The 21173-nt window shown below is 45.7% G+C and carries 11 protein-coding genes and 1 riboswitch; of the genes, 6 read left to right on the top strand and 5 right to left on the bottom strand.

The genetic code is table 11. The features are described from left to right. Position 1: 1 nt before the first annotated feature. The 4 genes from H5985_RS03070 to H5985_RS03055 form a co-directional block, all read right to left on the bottom strand. A complete protein-coding gene (locus tag H5985_RS03070; RefSeq protein WP_205049850.1) occupies positions 2 to 1408 on the bottom strand; it encodes an APC family permease in 1407 nt (468 codons plus the stop codon). 101 nt (positions 1409 to 1509) lie between these two features. Then, positions 1510 to 1683, bottom strand: a riboswitch (Lysine riboswitch). A gap of 114 nt (positions 1684 to 1797) precedes the next feature. After that, a complete protein-coding gene (gene clpB, locus H5985_RS03065) occupies positions 1798 to 4386 on the bottom strand; it encodes an ATP-dependent chaperone ClpB (RefSeq protein ID WP_205049849.1) in 2589 nt (862 codons plus the stop codon). Positions 4387 to 5073: 687 nt separating this feature from the next. Continuing rightward, positions 5074 to 8859 carry an autotransporter family protein gene (locus H5985_RS03060; RefSeq protein WP_205049848.1) on the bottom strand — a complete coding sequence of 1262 codons (3786 nt, stop codon included), beginning with the start codon at positions 8857 to 8859 and terminating at the stop codon, positions 5074 to 5076. A gap of 303 nt (positions 8860 to 9162) precedes the next feature. Beyond that, a complete protein-coding gene (locus tag H5985_RS03055) occupies positions 9163 to 9564 on the bottom strand; it encodes a CrcB family protein (protein ID WP_205049847.1) in 402 nt (133 codons plus the stop codon). Between the two features lie 101 nt (positions 9565 to 9665). On the opposite strand from H5985_RS03055, the gene H5985_RS03050 reads away from it, so the two are divergent. Both H5985_RS03050 and H5985_RS03045 read left to right on the top strand, forming a co-directional pair. Then, positions 9666 to 10130: a peroxiredoxin gene (locus H5985_RS03050; protein WP_205049846.1), complete on the top strand. Its 465-nt coding sequence runs from the start codon at positions 9666 to 9668 to the stop codon at positions 10128 to 10130. 16 nt (positions 10131 to 10146) lie between these two features. Continuing rightward, entirely contained in the window at positions 10147 to 11763 is a 1617-nt protein-coding gene (locus H5985_RS03045; protein ID WP_205049845.1) for a PhoH family protein, read from the top strand. Between the two features lie 29 nt (positions 11764 to 11792). Here the strand turns inward: H5985_RS03045 and H5985_RS03040 are convergent, their stop codons facing one another. Beyond that, the gene (locus H5985_RS03040) at positions 11793 to 12599 is read right to left on the bottom strand and encodes a ZIP family metal transporter (protein WP_205049844.1); all 807 of its coding nucleotides are present in this window, start codon (positions 12597 to 12599) and stop codon (positions 11793 to 11795) included. 154 nt (positions 12600 to 12753) lie between these two features. Here H5985_RS03040 and H5985_RS03035 point away from each other — a divergent pair, with 154 nt between their 5' ends. The 4 genes from H5985_RS03035 to H5985_RS03020 are packed head-to-tail and all read left to right on the top strand — an operon-like array spanning position 12754 to position 21171. Next, a complete protein-coding gene (locus H5985_RS03035) occupies positions 12754 to 13740 on the top strand; it encodes a helix-turn-helix transcriptional regulator (protein ID WP_205049843.1) in 987 nt (328 codons plus the stop codon). 12 nt (positions 13741 to 13752) lie between these two features. Further along, positions 13753 to 17265: an exodeoxyribonuclease V subunit gamma gene (locus H5985_RS03030; protein ID WP_205049842.1), complete on the top strand. Its 3513-nt coding sequence runs from the start codon at positions 13753 to 13755 to the stop codon at positions 17263 to 17265. After that, positions 17249 to 20722: a UvrD-helicase domain-containing protein gene (locus H5985_RS03025; RefSeq protein ID WP_205049841.1), complete on the top strand. Its 3474-nt coding sequence runs from the start codon at positions 17249 to 17251 to the stop codon at positions 20720 to 20722. Before H5985_RS03030 ends, H5985_RS03025 begins: the two co-directional genes overlap by 17 nt. Further along, a complete protein-coding gene (locus H5985_RS03020; RefSeq protein WP_205049840.1) occupies positions 20719 to 21171 on the top strand; it encodes a phosphatase domain-containing protein in 453 nt (150 codons plus the stop codon). Before H5985_RS03025 ends, H5985_RS03020 begins: the two co-directional genes overlap by 4 nt. The last annotated feature ends 2 nt before the right edge of the window (positions 21172 to 21173 follow it).

Here is a 21173-nt window from a genome sequence, read left to right as displayed (position 1 = left end):
CTTATTCTCCATCTTCACGAGCTTGAGCAGCGACTTGAGCGTCATGTTGCTTACGGAACATAACTTCATAGATGGCTAAGCCCAACAACGGCACCACGAAACCCAATACCACCGTGATCGGATCATTACCGATCGTGTTAATGATTAAGCCGATCATCACAGCGCAAATAATCAAAATCGGCAGCGGGTAGAACCACACACGGTACGGACGTTCCAAGTCCGGATACTTGCGACGCAACACAATCACAGCAAAGAAGGTCATGCCGTGGAAAATCATGCCGCACAAGGCCACAAGGCTGGTTAACTCACCCAAAGTACGCGAAAGAATCAAGACAATAGCCAATGCAGCAGAGGCAAGCTGAGCGTTCATCGGCGTGCGATACGTCGGGTGAAGCTTGGCAAAGGGCTTAAAGAACGCACCGTCACGGGCCATAGCGTAAGTCATGCGCGGGAAAGCCAATACACAGCCGTTAAGAGAGCTGAAGATTGCCAAAATCATGGCCGCACCGACGATATATAAGCCTGCGCTACCAAAGAGCATATTGGCCGCTTCGGTACCAAGATAATAGTTACCAGAATTGACCATTTCAACGATCTTACCGTAAGGCACAACACGGAAAATAGCGTAATTGAAAAGGACATACAAAAGAGCTACGCCTACAATGGCCAAGATCAATGCCAAGGGGATGTTTCTCTTCGGATTCTTGATTTCTTCGGCAATGTTATTGAGGTTGGTCCAGCCCTCATAAGCCCACAAGGTCGCAATCACCGCAAAACCGATCATCGACAGGATCGTTGAGATCGAGGGCAGCTCACCCGGATACATAAAGAGGTCAGGCGACTCTTCACCCAAAAGCAAACCGGCAAAGAGGATAAGAAGGATCGGCAACATCTTCAGCACCATGAAGACATTGCCCAAACGGCTACCGATGCCCACCCCGCGGATGTTGATCAATGTGAGCAACAGCACAGTCGAAATAGCAATGACCTTTTGAGTAATCGGGTCAATAGCCCAAATGGAATTTAAAGCCGCAGCAAAGGCAACGGCCAAGGCCGCAATGGATCCGGGGTTAGACAAACAAAAATTGCCGAAACCGCACATAAAGGCGATACGCTCGCCATAGGCCTCGCGCAGATAAACGTAATAGCCACCCGCCTTCGGGATCATGGCTCCCAATTCAGCAAAACAGATACCGCTCAAAAGTGTGACTAAACCGCCAATTAACCAAACGAGAAGGGACAAGCCCGGGCTCATGCCCGCGCGCTGCAAGACAATGGCGCCGATGTAGAAAATACCGGAGCCGATCATGATACCTGCCAAAACCGAAATACCACCGAAAAGCGTGACATCACGACGCATTTCGGTCTTCTCACTTTGCAGGTGACTGGCCACTGAACGTGTCGTCATCTTTTTATTCCTTATAAAAAATCAATTGAAAAAGCTATAAAAAAAAGTTGCATCCATCGATGCAACCTTGCTTTTGTCAATCAAAAAGATAACGGCCGTTTGCGATCGATAGCTCCTCCACTCCTTTAGGGAGCGGGAGTCATGGAAATGTTCTTCCCATGCCCAACTGATGATTCCTACCGAAATCACCGTTTCGGCGACTTGACCTTTCTCGAGCTCTCATTGGGTGTCCCCTCATGCCCGATACTCTTTCGCGTCGCGCCTCTATCAACTTTGAAATGAATTTAACCTCAAAAAGTGACAGTTGTAAATAGTTACAGAAATGAAAAAAGGCCCGAATTTTTATTTTCGGGCCTTTTTTTAAGTACTTTAGAGTATCTCAGTGCAAATTAAGCTTGCGTTGCACTCACATCGAACGTGAATTCATCGCCCTTGGCACTCACGGTTACCGTATCGCCTGGCTTGACGTTTCCGGCAAGAAGCAGACGCGACAAAGCGTTTTCAATGTGATCCTGGATCGCACGCTTTAAGGGTCTTGCACCATAGAGCGGATCAAAGCCCACTTTGGCGACTTCCGTTAAAGCCTCATCGGTCACCAACATCGTGATACCTTGAGCAGACACACGATCGGCGAGTTTCTTCAACTGGATCTTAGCAATATCCTTAATCACCGATTCACCCAAAGCGTTAAAGACCACGATTTCATCAATACGGTTGACGAACTCAGGACGGAAATGTTCCCGCACCTGGCCCATCACAGCCTGACGAATCGTATCTTTATCGGACCCGACCAAAGACTGAATCTCGTGCGAGCCGAGGTTACTCGTCATGATGATCACCGTGTTCTTAAAGTCCACCGTACGTCCCTGACCGTCGGTCATACGACCGTCATCGAGCACTTGCAAAAGGACATTGAACACATCAGGGTGTGCCTTTTCCACCTCATCGAGCAAAATGACGCTGTAGGGTTTACGGCGAACGGCCTCTGTCAAGTAGCCGCCTTCCTCATAGCCCACATATCCCGGAGGTGCACCGATCAAACGAGCCACCGAGTGCTTTTCCATGAACTCACTCATATCAATACGGATCATGGCATCTTCCGTATCAAAGAGGAATTCAGCCAAGGCTTTGGTCAATTCAGTCTTACCGACACCCGTAGGTCCTAAAAAGAGGAAGGAACCGTAGGGACGATTCGGATCCGATAGACCTGCTCTGGAGCGCAAAATGGTTTCAACCACCGCTTTAACCGCTTCGGGTTGACCGACCACTCGACGCTCAAGCGCTTCACCCATGTGTAAAAGCTTCTGACGCTCCCCTTCCATCATCTTGGAAACAGGAATGCCGGTTGCACGAGAGACGACTTCGGCAATTTCCTCAGCACCGACGCTTGTACGCAAGAGTTTCGGCTTAGCTTCTTCTTTCTTGGATTCTTCCTTACGAAGTTTCTCCTCAAGCTTGGGCAACACGCCGTATTGGAGCTCAGCCAACTTTTCAAACTGCCCCTGACGACGATACTCTTCCATCTGGTGGCGAGTCTTATCGATATCGTCACGAGCCCTCTTGGCTTCCAATGCTTCAACCTTTTCCTTCTTCCAGATCTCTTCTAAGTCTGCATATTGCTTTGTGAGATCGGAAATTTCATCTTCAATGGCAGCCAGGCGTTTTTTACTCGCCTCATCGGTTTCTTTCTTCATCGCCTCGCGTTCAATCTTTAATTGAATAATTCGGCGATCAAGCTTATCCAACTCTTCGGGCTTGGAATCAATTTCCATCTTCACACGGGCGGCTGCTTCATCAATAAGGTCAATAGCCTTATCGGGCAAGAACCGGTCCGTAATGTAGCGGTGCGACAATTCTGCTGCCGTCACAATGGCCGGGTCAGTAATTTCAACGCCATGGTGGGCTTCGTACTTTTCCTGCAATCCACGCAAAATAGCGATGGTGTCTTCAACGCTCGGTTCATCGACCATCACTTTTTGGAAACGACGTTCAAGAGCGGCGTCTTTTTCAACGTATTTGCGGTACTCATCCAAAGTCGTTGCGCCGATGACATGCAACTCACCACGGGCCAAAGCCGGTTTTAGCATGTTGCCTGCATCCATGGAGCCTTCGGTTTTACCGGCGCCGACTACGGTATGCAGTTCATCAATAAAGAGAATAATCTGGCCGTTTGCACGAGTGACTTCTTTTAAAAGCTTCTTCAGACGCTCTTCAAACTCACCGCGATACTTGGCGCCGGCAATGAGGCCAGCCATATCCAAGCTCAAAATACGTTTGTTTTTAAGCGTATCAGGCACTTCCCCGTTGACGATACGCTGAGCGAGGCCTTCCACCACAGCCGTCTTACCGACACCCGGTTCACCGATCAGCACAGGATTATTCTTCGTTCTGCGCTGCAGAATCTGCATTGCACGACGAATTTCATCGTCACGGCCGATCACAGGGTCGAGTTTGCCTTCACGAGCCTTAGCGGTTAAATCAATCGTGTATTTCTTTAAAGCTTCACGTTGATTTTCGGCATCGGGGTTATCTGCCGAGTCACCGCCTCGCACTTCAGCGATACAGGCTTCGAGTGCCTTGCGGGTCAGACCGCAGCGCTTGGCAATCCGGGCAGCCTCGCCTTGCGCCTGCGTTAAGGCTAACATCGCCATGTCCACGGAGATGTACTCGTCACCATGCGCCATCGCTTCTTTTTCAGTGAGGTTCAGCCAATTAATCAGGTCACGTCCGGGTTGGATGTCACCGGCAGAACCGCTTACTTTCGGCAAACGGCGAATCGTATCTTCAACTTCCTGAGTGAGCTTTTGTACCGAAACGCCTGCTCTTTGCAACAACGACTTGGTCGACCCGTCTTCATCGCGCAAAAAGGCGCTCAGCAAATGGATGTCTTCCATGATTTGGTTGTCGTTAGCCAGTGCAATGGATTGGGCGTCAGCCAAAGCCTGTTGGAATTTTGTCGTTAACTTATCTTGTCTCATTACTTCATATCCTTTTGTTTCACCTATGTTATGAACGGGTGAAACACATCGTTCTAAGTCCTATATGGGGTAGGAAATGAAATTTTCAAGAGTCAAGTAGATCTTTTATTTTTCTTTGTTTTCAATGAGATAACATATTGGAAAAAGAAAATTACATTTGTAATTCAAGTATTTTGATTCGATTTTGAATCAACGATTTTGAATTGCAATATGACCGATGTCAGTAACCAATTTCGAAATATTTGAAGTTTTTGTCTATGCGCTGATTCTGGTGTGACTAAATATGGTGCTTCTTATTTTGCTATTGCATTCTGATTGAGACTAATTGAAAATTTCTTTGATTGAGCAGATTTTTATGAGTGTTGTCATAACCGTTCAATTGCCGGATTTCACCGCACAGTGACTCGAAGAGTTGACCCAAGATAGCGGGCTATCTAAAACAGATCTAATTGTCCAAGGATTGGAATCGATTTTCGCTTCACGACTCGATCAAAAATTTATGTACTTAGGTGATAAACAATTGGATGAAGTTCTCAACTTTTCAGACAAACAATCTTCTGATACCACAAAGCATCGTTTAACCAAGACGATGCAGACATACTATCCTTGGAGTAAACCAGATTCTGGTCAATTCTAAAATAATTGAGGGGACAACTACTCCGTCATCCCCTCGTTTGGTTTCAAACGTTAGAACATATATTTCACGCCGATGCTCGCTTCAAACTCTTTGGTATAGCCTGAACCGCTTTCGCGGTCAACATGACCGTACACTTTGAAGTTTTCGGTTGGCAACCACTCGCCACCAAAACCGTAATACACACGAGAACCGATCAAATCATCACTGAAACGAATGTCATTGACTTTGATTGTTTGATCGCCTAAAAATTCATGATTCACGCCTAAGCGAGCGTACATTTGTCCCTTGTGATTACCGAGTGCATCTTTAATATCTTTACCGGCGGCGACCCCGAGGCGTCCCGTTAAGCTGTCGAAGTTATCTTGCTTAACACTCATTCCATTACTCATCGAGAAATCGTCACCACGCAACCAATAGTAAGAAAGTTGCATTTGCGGTTCGATAAACCAAGACTCATCGTGACCTAACGAGAATTTCCTTCCTCCTTCAACAGAAGCACCGATTCCTAAATTATGATAGTCGCCCTTAACAGCCGTTCCATCAAGCATTCGAGTATCGATATCTTGGTGATAACGATCCACACTTAATACGAAGTCTGCGTAACACCCAATGTCATTGCTCCAGGTAGCGTAGAGATTTAAACCCTCAGAATGCGCGTCACCGTCGGCTTTATAGTTCCCATCCTTAGTTTTTTGATTAGCCGTTACCGCTTTGATATTGGCACCGATTAACCATTGACCGACAGTTCTGTCAAAGCCGAAATTAAACCGGTACGCTTCCTGATCAAAAGAGGTTGAACTAAAGCCCGAGATTCTGTCTTTTTGTCCGGCAACAGAAACCCAAACACCGTCTCGCACACCGTTGCGAACTTCACCTAAACGTTTGCGAACATCTGAAAGTTGATTTAAATACATCGCATTTTGAGAACCCATACCGGCCATAGCCACTACTGCTTCAGCGGTTGGAGTTAATTCCGGTTCAGGATCCGGAGTTGGATCTACCCCCGGATCAGGGTCAGGGTCAGGGTCAGGGTCAGGATCCGGGTCCGGGTCTGGACCAGGATCCGGGTCAGGATCGGGATCGGGATCCGGGTCTGGGTCAGGACCTGGGTCGGGATCTGGGTCGGGATCTGGGTCGGGATCTGGATCGGGAATATTCTCAATGGCTAAATACCATTCTTTTTCATTATTTTCATTAGTGCGATCTTTGATGGAATAGTCTTTGAAGTAAACACCATATTCCAGGCGATTATTGTCAGCAACAAACTCAACTCCTTCGTCGTTGATAGCACGAATCAAATATCCTTCTTGTTCTACTTTCGTCGGTTCTGCTCCCGATGCCGCATTAACATGTACGGTATGGGTTCCGACCTTGGCATTTTGAATTTCCAAGTGATTATTGGCTTCAGCGTTTTCAGATAATTCTGCATTGAATAAAATCAATCCGTCAGTACCTGAAAATGTTCCGACATTCAAAGTCTTATAGCTTGAACCATCTTCTTCATAGCGAAGGTTCAAAATACCTTCATTTAAAGTAAGACTCGTCACAGAATTATTCCCGTTATCTAAAGCTTCAACTTCCCATGACGAACCGTTATTCAGGTAAACATTAATAGCATTCTCATTAACAGCAGAACGACTCAAACTATCGGTTTGCACAATTTGAGACGTTCCAACAAAACTATTATTGGATCCGGATAAAGTCATATTGATTGTGCTATCGCCTAAATTCGAATCGCCACCTTCTACGATTAATGCGCCTCTCACACCAAAGCCTGGTCTACTTTCAGCTGAATTATCAGTCAGATTAAGATCAATTTGAGCATTCTTGGCATATACAGATTCAGAGCTAATCAGAGTACTTCCTGAAGAAGTAACTTGAACAGTAGCTCCAGATAAAGCCTCAAGATTGGGGGCACTCACAGTAGTCAAACCATTAGTGTTCGAAATATTCACATTTGAGCCTTCACCGGAGGCCAATATTGAGCCTGTTGAATACATTGATGAGCCTTCCGCGGCATCAATGGTCAAATTGGAATCTGCAACCTGAATATCTCCGACAATCAGTGCGTTTTCAAAAGACCCTATTGTCAATTCGGAGCCATTTGACAATGCAAAAGATTTCCCTTCCTCTTTTGCAGAAATAACGACTTGTTTAGCTCCCATCTCAAGGTCGCTGGAATGAAGACTGATTCCTGTAGAAAATTGTTCAACATTAATTGATTCACTGGCAACAATCGATAAGTTTGCGTCTCTATCTCCGTTAATACCTACACCATCAACAGAGGCTTCGTTTGCCAATAAAGCTAATTCACTGACAGAAATATCCACACTTGAATCAGTTGCACTGATTCCGTTATTGATATTTGTCATCAATACCTGCCCTGTCTCATAGAGCTTAACGTACGGTCTTGAGTATGGTTTTTCCGGATCATAGGGCCTTGATGCCATTAACCCTGTTTCGTAGCCGTCAATAACAATGAGATCCGAATTGATATTGGTATATGATTTTTGTACTGATATCCCTTCTGAACCATTGCCTTTTTGATTTTGAAGAACTAAATTTTTAGCCGTTAAGTTCAATTGTGACCAACCATTGTTATCCACAAATATTCCGTGGGTTGCATTCTTTATAAACAAATTAGAAGAATTAACTCTTAATTTATTAGAGTTAGACTCTACTAAATAAATTCCAAAAGACTCTCCAAATTGGTTCGTTGCAGAGCTGCTATCAATGTAAATTCCATCCTCAGCATTAATGGTCACAAGATCATTAGAGTCAATACGTATACCCGTATGTGCACCGGAAACATAGAACTGACCTACATTGATATTGGAAGCTCGCTGTAAGTTGATGCCAAATCCTGCTTGCGAACCTCCAGCCGAATGCTCACTATCGAGTTCCAGAATCAATTGATTTGCGAATAGTTCAAGTTCTGAATCTGAAAAAATACCGGATTGAGTTCCACTAATGTAAAAAGTATCTATTGGTGAATCTTTTCTACCGAATTGAGATTTATCGCCGTATGAATAAAAAGCCACAGAGCCTATTTTTTGATTAACCTTATTATCGACATGAACAAACACATTCTTAGCTTGTAGGTCTAAAGTATTTGATTTAATCAAGTACATCGGCGAATCAATTTCTACGTCACCGATATCAAGCCATGCAACGAAATTCTCTTTGACCTCAAAAGTAGTTTTGGATTTTAGAGGTGTTTCTATAATCCAATAATCCGAATTGGTTCGTGAACCAGTCGATGGTGTGGTATTTTGCAACCAAACATTGTTGGCTCTGATGGTTAACGAAGAGTTCTCTTTTTGGGAAAATAACGTAGCGCTGTCTTTAGAAAAAATTTGAAAATTATCCAGATTATCCAACGTTAAGCCTGAATTTGGGCTTAACTGTACAGTAATGGAACTATTAATGTCGCAATCAGTGTAAAAACGTAAATTTCTCCCCTGAAAATCAGCTAATACATCAGAACTATCAACAATTAACATCTGTTGCGTCGGTCGACTTCCTACAGTCTCAAAATACGAAAAATTGAGATCTTCATCAGTACTTTGAACTATTCTTAAAAAGTCTGTTTCAGACCACGAATCGGTTTCTCCCCAACCGCTAGTATCAATGGGTTGTTTAAAAATTTGAAATCCGGTGTTATCTGTAAAATCCGGTGCTTTAGGTAATTCAACTGTGAAATCAGGAAAAACAGGCAATATCGTTTCAATTTCTGGCGGGATCGAAGCCATTGAAAGATTAGTGAAACTCAGAGCTGAAACAACCGCAATAGTCAAAAGACTTATCTTATGGGGGGGGGCAACACGGATACTCATACAGACCTCCTAAGAGAAGATAGGACATCCTTCAATGAAACAGAATGATGATGGAGGACAAAGTTACTATATCTTTGATCTTACAACACCAAAGAGGCGCAGAGTATTACCTAACCTGTCAAATTTCTACTTTTTACACTTTTTTTGCTGTTTAGGTTTTAACTTAGCTATCAAATAGATGCAAATAAATAGCTCCGATTATTCCGACAATTCAAAACGACTTTTTCCAAACCAAAAATATTCTGTTAATCGACCCGGCTACCTTACAAGTCCATCAAAACCAGAGTGATATAAAAAGCACAATCAGAGATGCCCGCGAATCGTCAACACCCCTAAAAGCAACGCAATGAAAGAACCGACAATATGCATGACAAAATGCTCAAAAGCAGCCAACCACTGACCGTTTAACATAAAGTGAAGATTTTCACCCAACACAGCCGTAAGAGTTGAGAAAGCTCCAAGAAATCCCGTAATAATAAAAAGACGTACTGCCGGACTGATTTCCGGACGAGTGGATAACCACGCCAAGGCCATTCCCATCAGATAGGCCGCACAAAGGTTTGATAAAAGCGTACCCAAAGGAGAAGAGAGAAACCACGAAGTGCCGTTAAATGCGTAAGTAAGGCCCCAGCGAAGCATGGCACCCAACGTTGCTCCTGTTGCCACACTCAATACCACAAGCCAAAGCGGTCCGTCTTTTGTCATGATTAATTCACAAAGAGATCAAAAAAATGTGCGACGATTGTACGCTGAAAGCTCTTAGCTTTGTTAAGCTACGAAAAGTAGACAACCAAACGAGAAAAAAGATGAGCATTACTTTAAATCAACCGATTCCTGTTTTTACTGCCCAAGCCACTTGTGGCGAGATTCAATCCGATTCATTTAAAGGCCGATTCACGGTCCTTTACTTTTACCCCAAAGACAATACGAGCGGTTGCACGATGGAAGGACGCGACTTTGCTGCTCACTACGAAGAATTTAAAGCTCTCGGCTGTGAAGTGATCGGCGTCTCTCGCGATTCAGTTAAAAGTCACACAAACTTTTGCGCTAAACAAGGTTTCCCCTTTGCCTTAATCAGTGACTCCGATGAATCGCTTTGCAAAGCCTTTGATGTGATGAAACTGAAAAAGCTTTACGGCCGTGAATACATGGGAATTGAAAGAAGTACCTTCCTCATCAATCCCGAGGGCGTCGTGTGCGCCGAATGGCGAAAAGTGAAAGTCGCCGGTCACGTAGAGGCTGTTTTAGATCACTTGAAATCTCTCGCTTAAAAAAGGAGAAATTCGTATGCCCCTGCCCGCCTTACCCCAAAAGATGGGAAGTCTTTTAAGCGAACAATCGATTGCTAAAACGACTGAAAGTGCAAAAGAGAACAAACAGAAAAGCACTCCCGTAAAAAAGAAGAAAACCGAAACTAAACCTGTTGAAGCAGATCCCCAACCTAAACCCGTTAAAGAGTCTGCCTCTGAACCTACCACAAAGAGTATTACAGAACCCAAACGCAACAAAGGGTACCGGGCCAAAACGCACGGGAAAAAACTCTTCGTGCTCGATACCAATGTGCTCATGCACGACCCGATTTCGCTTTTTCAATTCCAAGAACATGATGTGTTCTTACCCATGATGACTCTGGAGGAATTGGACGGCCATAAAAAAGGAATGAGTGACGTCGCCCGCAATGCCCGCCAGGTTTCGCGCTACCTTGACCAGCTTTTAAGCCACAGTCAAGGTAACATTACCGACGGAATTGAATTGTCTGCTCTGGGCAATATCGAAGCCAAAGGAAAACTCTTTTTCCAAACCCATACGCTCGATGCCCAACTGCCTCAAGGTCTTCCCCAAGGTAAAGCAGACAATCAGATCCTCGCGGTAGTGCAGGCGCTTCAAAATCGTGAAAAAGACCGCTCCGTTGTACTGGTCTCCAAAGACATCAACATGCGTATCAAAGCGACCGCGATGGGACTGGCCGCCGAAGACTATTTCTCGGATAAGACGCTCGATGATACCGACATGCTGTATTCGGGGCGCACGGAATTGCCGGCAGACTTTTGGGAGACGCACGGCAAAAAGATGCAAAGTTGGAAAGAAGACGGTCGTACCTGGTACAAAATCACGGGGCCCCTAGTACGTGAGTGGTTCACCAATCTTTTTGTCTACCTGCCGGACAACTCCTTTATGGCTCAGGTTAAAAAGATTGAAGGGAAAACCGCCACACTTTGCGTTGTGCGTGACTATATGCAAAGCAAACACTCCGTGTGGGGCATCACGGCTCGCAACCGTGAACAGTGCTTTGCTTTAGATCTTTTAATGAATCCGGATATTGATTTTGTCACCCTTTTGGGCCAAGCCGGAACCGGAAAGACCTTAATTACGCTTGCGGCAGCGCTTACACAAACGCTTGATATGCGGCGCTTTTCGGAAATTATCTTTACCCGAGCTACAGTGAGCGTCGGAGAAGAAATCGGCTTTTTACCCGGCACAGAAGAAGAGAAAATGTTGCCTTGGATGGGAGCGCTTGAAGACAACCTCGAGGTTCTCAATAGCGTCGACTCAGGCAGCGAATGGAGCCGTCATGCAGCCAATGACATCATTCGCAGCCGCATTAAAGTCAAAAGCATGAGCTTTATGCGCGGGCGCACATTCTTAAATAAATTTGTGATCATCGATGAGGCACAGAACCTCTCTCCCAAACAGATGAAAACGCTCATCACCCGTGCGGGCCCCGGCTCAAAAATTGTCTGCTTAGGCAACATTGCCCAAATCGATACCCCGTACCTCACGGAGGGCTCTTCAGGTCTGACGTACGTCGTAGATCGATTTAAGGGCTGGGAGCACTCCGGTCACGTCACATTGCAGCGCGGAGAAAGAAGCCGTCTGGCTGACTTTGCGAGCGAATCGCTCTAAAAATTTTCGGCCCTTCGGGGCCGAATTTTTTAGCCTAATGCGCAGTCAAGCGTCATCATCAGAACAAATCCTGCCATCACGCTTAATGTGCCGATGTTGGAGTGTTCACCCAGATGCGCTTCCGGAATCAGCTCTTCGACCACTACATACATCATGGCACCGGCACTGAAAGCCAAAAGCCAAGGCATAAAGGGGCTGATCCAGGAGGCACAAAGCACAACGAGCAAACCGAAGACAGGTTCTGCCAAACCAGACAATGCCCCGAAAGCAAAGGCTTTTTTCGCACTGTAGCCTTCCTGGCGCAGGGGCAAAGCAACCGCAGCCCCTTCAGGAATATTTTGTATACCCATACCCAGTGCAAGAGCAAATGCGGCTGAAAGCGCAACAGGATCGCCTGTTTGACCGGCCACAACAAACAACAGGCCCACACTCATGCCTTCAGGGATGTTATGAAGAGTGACGGCAAAAAATAAAAGCGAAGCACGAGAAAGATGCGATTTCGGACCTTCGGGGTCATTAGAGCCCGGGTGCAAGTGTGGTAAGAGCTCATCGAGCAGTAGGAGAAAACCCACGCCCAAGAGAAATCCTCCTGCTGCAGGCAACCAACCCATGCCACCCGCTTCTTCGGCAGCTTCCATTGCAGGAATGAGAAGACTCCAGACCGAGGCTGCGATCATGATGCCGGCAGCTAACCCCAGAGCCAAACGATGGACTTTTTCCGAGATGGTTTTGCGAAAGAAAAAAACGCTCGCCGCCCCGACAGTGGTCATCGCAAACGTAAATCCTGTTCCTGCTGCAACCCATCCGGTCATGGTAATTAAGTCTGAAATCTGCATCTCTTTAACTCTTTCTTTCCATTCATGAGTCTCAAGCCTAAATTCAAAAACCTGAGAGGTCAATAGCCATAAGCTTTTAAATCGTACATATTGTGTTTGTATCCTTCTTAAATTGATAGAATGAGTGCAACACTGATAACGGAGTAACAATCAAATGGCCAGACAAATGAACGCTATCAACCAAGCCATGCTTTATCTGGAAGTGATCAAACGCATTCCGCGTCATCGTTTCATTTCCACCGTTGAAATTCAAAACAGTCTCCGTGCATCGGGTATTGAGGTACAGACGCTTACCTTGCAGCGCTATCTCAAACAACTCTATGAAAGCGGCAATCTGCCCTTGGAGCGTGATGACCGTACGAAACCATACAGCTATCGCATGGGAACGGACACCTCCCCCTTCCCCTTTAATAAACTCTCGCCTCAAGAGGCGATGATGTTAAGGCTCATCGAGGCCAACTTACGCTATCAGCTCCCGGGCAAACTCAATAAAGCCATGGAGCCCTTTTTCGATGCTGCGCGCCAGACGCTTTCAGATGTTCAAGGACGTATAAGCCATGAAAACGAGTGGCTCAATAAAGTGGCTGTAGTATCGAACAACCTGCCGCAGATTCCGCCCGATATCAAACCGAGAATTTTCGAGGCGGTCTCCAATGCGCTTTTTGAAAATAAAAAGCTTCGCCTCACCTACCATAACACTGCCCGCGAAGAGAAAACCAAAAATGTCTCTCCCATCGGGCTCGTGCAGCAGGATATTCGTCTGTACCTTGTCTGCCGCTTTGACGGTTATACCGATATCCGGCATCTTGCTTTACACCGAATCACTGAGGCGGAGCTTCTCAATGAACCCGCTCAACGGGAAAAGAATTTCAATATCAAGAAGTACGTGAAGGATCACCACTTCAACTACTCCGACGAACATTCACACATCGTTCGGTTAACCCTTGAATTTACGAATGAAGCCACGGCACTTAACTTAACCGAAGCACCCTTTAACCGCTCTCAAAAAATTGAGAAAAATGCCGACGGTCACTATGTATTAACGGTTGAAATTGAAGACAGCTTGCTATTGGACGGTTGGATCAACACCTGGAGAGGCCCCGCGGGCATCATCCGGGTTGACAAAACAGTGCTTTCTTAAGCAGGAGCATCGATGTTAAAAACCGTCTACAGCAACGCTTACGAAATTCTTGAAGCTTATTTGAGCACCGAGATCTCTCTTGATAAAAATAAGGCTCAGGATCCGTTTGAACGCGTTCGGGTTATTTCCTCTTCGGGCGCAATCAATAATCGGCTGCGCCAACATCTGGCCAAAACAAACGGAATCTGCTCGGGTATTGATTTTTGGACGACTCAATCCTGGTTTCATAACTATGCCGGTATCGGCGTAGGTGATCCCGATGAAGCGCAGGATTTTCTCTGGGTTATTTGGTCGGTTTTAGACAATGAATTTATTTCTCGCTTTGAGAGACTTCAAACTTTTTTCAGTCATTACACCACGGATGCGGAAAGAGCGCTTGCTCGCTATGAGCTTGCCGGAAAAGTAGCCACTGTCTTTGATAAGTACGTCAATTATCGGTTTGACTGGGTTGCTCATTGGATGGGATTGGATCAAATCAACCCTGTGGGCATTTATGAAGACGTAGACGACGAAAAAATCCGAAAAGAGAAAGCTGCTCTTGAAGCGCATCCAGACTACGCCTGGCAAAAGGCTATTTGGGAAAAGCTCTCTGAGACAACCGTCTGGGCCGGCCGAGATACCCTGCGACTTTACGCCAGTCCTGAATCATTAGCGATCAAGTTTGCAAACGAGCCAGAAGCACTGCATTTTTTTGCTCCGAGCGGTATTTCTCCTCTGATGTTACCAGTGATCAAAATGCTCTCGGAAAGCGGTCACCGTGTATACGTTTATCTCTTAAACCCCTGCGTAGAGTATTGGTTTGAGTCTTTTGCCGATACGAGTAATGAAAAGGCACTGCATTATCTGCGAAAGAATGCAGCCTCAACCCGAGCCCTAATCAATCGCTTCTGGACCTTTACACCGGAAGGCGAAGAAAACGTTGATCATAAGCCTGCCAAACTCGGTGATCTGACACACGTTTCATTGCAAAAAATAAATATCTGGACGCAGTCGGAAACCGAACGGCTTGATCTCATTGCCACAGACAATACGCTCCTGCATCAGGCTCAAAAGGCCATTTTGCAAAATTGCTCAGATCTGTTGCCTCAAAAACTTGATCCCGATGATCAATCCATACGCTTTATTGAGGCTCCAACCTTGACCCGTGAAGTGCAGAATGCCATCAATATGATTCAGGCATTCTTTGCCGACAAGTCCTTAGGGTTAAAACCTGAAGACGTATTGATCATTACACCCGAAATTGAGAAAACTGCACCGGTTTTTGAAGCCTGTATGCAAGCCCTGCCGCCCGAGTACCGAATGGACTATCAAATTATGGGTAACTCTTCCGCGGGCTCTGATCTCACGGCTAAAAGTCTTGTGGATTTGGGTAAGTTACTCATTGAGGGATTAACGCTGCCTAAACTCAATGCCTGGCTTGAATTACCGATGGTTTGCGAAAGTCTGGGACTGAGCCTTGATGACTTGAATGTGCTTCATGACTGGCTGGTGAGCGCCGGCTTTCGAGATGGAATCAATAGCGATCATTTCCGCTTTACCCATCCGGGAATGGATTCGACCGGTTTAAATGAAGCCGAAGACGGAACACTCGAGCGAGCAATAGAAAGGCTCTCCTGGGGGTATGTTTATGCAGAAAACCAAAACGCATGTCCGGCTGACATTTTGCCCGTGCAATGCGGATTGACGCGCTATGCTGACATTGCTGAAAACAAGGCTTTATTTTTAAAACTTTGCAAGCTGAGCGAAAAGTTGCGTCTGGCTTTTGAAAGCATGACAGCTTTGGGTAAAGAGGCACTTCCTGCGGATCTTTCGCTTTGGGCACATCGTTTAATTGATGACTTTTTTGCAAAAAATACCAACAGAATTTCGCTCATGAATTTGCGCTCCTGCCTGCGTGTTCAGGAGTTTGCTCTCACGACCGTTCCTGAACCCATCACCATGCCCCTTACGGTTTACTGGCGTGCACTCGAAGATCGTATTGCCACACCCGATGAACGCTATCCTGCAGTGGGTCGCATTACTTTGGCAGGAATGCAAACATTTCGAGGGTTACCCTTTAAGGTCATTATTGCAATCGGCATGGATGAGAATTCGGGCTTTCCCGGCAATCAGCGCTTTGAAGAGTTCGATCTCATGGGCTCTGAATCACTCAAGCGTCAAAATGACCGTGACAGTCGTTCTGACAACAGAAACGTGTTTCTCGATGCTTTCTTATCGGCAAGAGATCGATTCGTGTGTTCCTACTGCGTCGGTAGCGACAAAAAAGCGCCGCTTAATCCGTCTCCCGTTGTTGTGGATTTGATGGATTTACTCACGACGAACGCACTCAATGAAACTGATGAAACTCTTTTACAAGCTAAAGCTCGGATGGGTGAGGCGTTGACTGCATCGATTACGCTGACAGACACGGCAGTTGAGAACTTTACAAGTAACACTGTCCGGTTTTGGAAAAGTTTTCAAACTCACACATTAAATGCCCTCGAAAAAGCGAGAAAAGAAGGCTATCAAAACGTTGAACCCGTGATGTTGACCGGGCCGATTGCCGCCAATCGTATTTCCGATACGCTTTACCTGGAAGATCTTCTTGCTTTTTATAGCGACCCTGTCAAATGGGTTCAAAAGCGTCTTGACTTTCAGGTCTTTGAGGCTGAAATTCCGGAATCTGTTCCGGTTATTACCGAAAAAAATTCTCTGCAAAACACACTGATCAGACTTGATTTGATGAATGCGTTGCAAGAGGGTTTGTCCGTTAAAGAAATTGAAAAACGCTTTGCCCGTGACCCGTTAAAGGGAACGCCTGCCGTGCGGGTTTTATCCTTTGCAGATGAAATTTCAAAAGCACGCCAAACCTTTGAGCTCAAAAACGAAATCATGTCGCTGGCTAGGGCCGAAGTCATCAATAAAGAAATCAACCTCAAATCATGTGAGCCCGTTAAGAGATTTTTGCTTGAAGACGTAACGCTTTTTCATTTTGACTCCAACGTATCGTCTGAGAGCCTACCCTTTTTAGCAAACATCAAGTCTGATGTCGGTTATTTAATCGAGGCTTGCGCATCGGACTCAGCTCAAAAGCGCGCTTTTGTGAAAATGGCTGCATTGGCAGCAGCCGACTGCCCCGTCGGTCTCATCACATTAGATCTGAAAGGCGATTCGATATTTAACCTTTATGAGGCCCCTGACACTTCATGCGCCCGAACCTTTATCGATTCTTTTGCCAAACTCATTGCACTTCAAATTGAAAAAGGCTGTGCGATGACTTCGAGCAGCGACTATAACAACATGGAACCGATTTTGTGGCGCGGACGTGACTATGAAAAAGTCAAAGCATTAAGTAAGGCGTTTTTTGGGGCTGCCGACAAACTGATCGCCCCTGTATCGATTAATCCGGAGAAAAAAGCTAAAAGCACAAAAGGTAAGAGCGGATCAAAGCCTTCAAGCCGGGACAACTCAGAGAAGAAGTTAAATGACTTCGGTACAAAATTCGATAACTTAGTAAGCGGAGAGAGTTATGAGCAGAATATTTGATGTCGTCAACACTCCGCTTCATGGCCGTCACCTTATTGAAGCCAGTGCGGGTACGGGCAAAACCTATTCCCTTATTCATATCGTTTTAAGGCTCATTGTTGAGGAAGGGCTCAGTATCGACAGGCTTTTACTCGTGACATTTACCAAAGCCGCTACTGCCGAATTAAGGCAACGAGTGCGGGAATTGCTCATTACAGCTCGGGAAGCCTTTTTGAGTGCCAAAGACGATGATGAACAATACGACAAAACACTTTTGTTGCTCGTACAAAAATGGCGTGAAGCAGATATTTCAGAGGAAATTTTCCGACAGGCCATTGACCGCATGGATGACGCTTCCATCTGTACGATCCACAGTTTCTGTCAAAAGATGCTCGAAGAAAATAAGTTTTCGAGTTCCGAAGGCTTTGATTTTGAAATCGGCACTGATGACGATTTGCGCCGAGAGGTTATTGATCAGTTCCTCAGAAAGGAATTAAGCGCAACGGATAACGTAGCGTTAAAGAGTGCACTCATTGAGTACTCTCCATGGAAAGATCTTCTTAAAGCACTCACAGCAGCGCCTGAAGACCGCACAGTTGAACTTTTCGATCAAGTGCTTTTTATTGATCCCAAAACCGGAAAAATCAACGAAAAGATCACCGATGCGGAAAAAGCACTCGATAATGAAGTCAAAGCGGTCATGAAACGCTTCATTGACTGGGCTCCGCAGGAACTAAAACGCAAGAAACGTCAAAGCGGTATTCGCTCTTTTGATGACTTGCTGCTTGATATGTACAGCGAATTGGATAATCCCGCTTTCGCCGATCGCGTTCGTTCCCGCTACGATGGCATACTCATTGACGAATTCCAAGACACGGATCCGATTCAATACACGATATTTAAGCGCCTGTTTTTAAGTGATAAAAGCCCTGCGCGCTCTGTCTTTTTCGTAGGCGACCCCAAACAATCGATCTATCGATTCAGAAACGCTGATCTCAATACTTATTTGGCCGCCAGAGAAGATATCGGGGATATCTTCGAGCTTAATGTCAACTATCGCTCCAATCCCTTACTGCTTGAAGCGTTCAATGCTTTTTACACTCATGCGGACACACCGTTTCTGGATTCCGGCGTAAGCTACAGCACGCTTGAAGCCGGTGCCGATAAAACACCCTTGATGCTCAATACAAGCGATGGCTTTAAACCGCTGCCCGTTTTTGAAATCTGGAGAAAGAACCCGGATACGGTTTTAAATCCGGAGGCGAACCGCAAACAGCAATCTGAACTGATTGCCTCGGAAATCAGTGCTCTTTTATCGGGTAATGTCTATAAAACGGCTGAGCGCAAACTGCAACCGGGCGACATTGCTATTCTGGTTCGACGAAAAAAAGACGCCGAACCTTTAATTCAAAATTTAAATAAGCGTGGTATTCGAGTTCTTTTTCAGGATGAAAACAATATTTTTATGACTGAAGAGGCTCGAGAAATTCTCTGGATCCTTCTCGCACTTGAGGCACCGGACGATATTCGGGCTTTAAGACTTGCCCGAGCCACCCGATTGATGGGCGAAAGTATCAATGCCATTGTGCCTGAGGGTTTTGAAAATGAATCGGGAAACGTTATTGATGATAAAAATGCCTTGCTGGCGAGAGAGTTGATCGAAGAGGCTCGAGAGATCTGGACTAAACGAGGCGTCTCGGCTGCGCTAGCGCGTCTGATGCTTCAGTCTAAAACCCAGGAGCGGTTGCTACCTGTACAAAACGGTGAGAGAAGACTTGCCAACTACCAACAGCTCATCGAAGTTCTCCAGGAAGCCTCTTTATCTTTGAAAGGCATTTCCGGACTTGCACGGTGGCTCAAGCAGCAAATTACCAATCCGCCCGATGAGGAAAAGTATCGCTTGAGAATCGACAGCGATGCCGATCTGGTCAACATTATGACCATTCACAAGAGTAAGGGGCTTGAATACCCGGTTGTCTTTTTGCTCTACGCCAATGAACTCAGTGCCTTTAAAGGTAATCGCTATAAAAAGAATGTATTTAAAGAGGTCATCGACGGGAAAATTCACCTGCGTATCAGTTTCATTCCCCTGTACCCGGAAGTCATCGACTCCATCGACCGTGAGGACGATTGGGAAATTCTTCGATTGGGCTATGTCGGCATGACCCGAGCCTCTCAGCGCCTGGTGTTGCCCCTGAACTATTTCAAAAGCGGCAAACAATTAAAAGGAGTGGATAACGGTTACACACGGTCGCTGACGGGTTCGGCTGCGCCCCATACAGATCAATATGAAAAAGCTTTAGATGACTTACAAAACGGCCATGAAAAAAGCGCCTTGATCGTCAGAACGATCGAAGATGACACGACTCGGATTGATTGGCACGACAATCTGTCGGATAACCGTCAGGTAATCATTAATAACGATGATCTGACTGCTGCACCCGGCAGAATGATTGCCACATCATGGTTTCCTACTAGCTATACGGCGATTGCTCGGGGTGCTACGGAAACAACGGAAAATCTAACCCTCATTGAAGAAAAAGAAGACAGTATTGATGAAGAGTCAGATGAGTCCGGCTTTATCAATGAAGTACAAAAAAGAAAAGACTCTTCAGAACTAAATATTCTGGAATTTGAAAGAGGTCTTGAAAGCGGGACTTTCTTACACAGTCTTTTTGAAAAGACGGACTTTACGATAGTCAAAAATGCCGAAAGGGGAATCGTCGAAGCAGAGACCACTCTCAACAGAGGCCTTGTGCGACAATTGACAGCTTTTAAATACCATTTGGAGCCCTACAGCGTTGAAGAGTGGTTGCCCGTTTTTAATCAACTCCTGAAAGACGTCCTTTGTTGCACCCTTGTGGATAAGAGCACTTTCGCTACAGAGAGTGATCTCAGATTGTGCGACTTAGACAGTCATCGGAAAACTCCGGAAATGAGCTTTACCATCGCTATCGGGGACGCTAAAGAAGGAAGAGCTCCTGTGACGACTAAAAATCTGAGCAGACTGCTTTCGCATTTTGATCCGATCTATCACATCAATATTGAAAACGACAAAGAGCTCAAGGGGTATCTGACCGGTGCAATCGACCTTTGTTTCGAGTTTGAGGGACGCTACTTTGTTTTGGACTGGAAGGGCACCAAGCTTGCCGAAAAACCTGAAGATTTCACTTCAGAACGGATGCTTGCCGAAATTAATCGACACCACTACAGTCTTCAATACCTGATTTACCTCGTTGCGCTAAGACGTCACCTGATGTTTTGCGGGATTAATTCACCGGAAGAAAAAATCGGTGGCGCCATTTATGCATTCATTCGCGGTATCCGCCGAAGCGATGAGTCTCCCTACGGAGTGTTCGTCACTCGCCCTCCCCTGGCATTGATCACCTGCCTGGATGACTTTTTTGAAAACGGTTACCACGAAGGAGTGGTGGTCGCACACGCCGCAGCCGCGCAAACGGAAAAGGAAGAAAAATGATCCGACACAAACCTCAAGCGATTATCTTTGATTTGGACGGCACGCTTTGCGATTGCGAACATCGTGTACATTTCATGCGCGAACGACCCAAGCGCCGGGAAGAATTTCATGCAGCCTGTGTTTTCGATACAGTGATTGTTCCGAGCAAAGCACTGATCGATATGGCTGAAGAAAAAGGCATTAAAGTGATTTTATTATCGGCTCGCCCAAGCCGCTTTAAAGCGCAGACTGTCGAGTGGCTTGAAAAAAACGATATTCATTACGATCAACTGATTCTGAGCGGCTATCCCGAATTAACCGATCCTCAATTCAAACTGAAAATGTATCGGGAGCTCATTGAACCCTTTTATGAAGTTCTTTTTGCAGTCGATGACCGTGACAGCGTTGTTAGTATGTGGCGGGATAACGGACTGACTTGTTTTGATATTGCGGGCAATCACTTCTCTTAAGG

Source organism: Parasutterella secunda (assembly GCF_016901835.1).
Taxonomy (GTDB): domain Bacteria; phylum Pseudomonadota; class Gammaproteobacteria; order Burkholderiales; family Burkholderiaceae_F; genus Aphodousia; species Aphodousia faecavium.
Note: the sequence above shows the minus strand (reverse complement) of the source record. Positions and strands in the feature narration are given on the sequence as shown.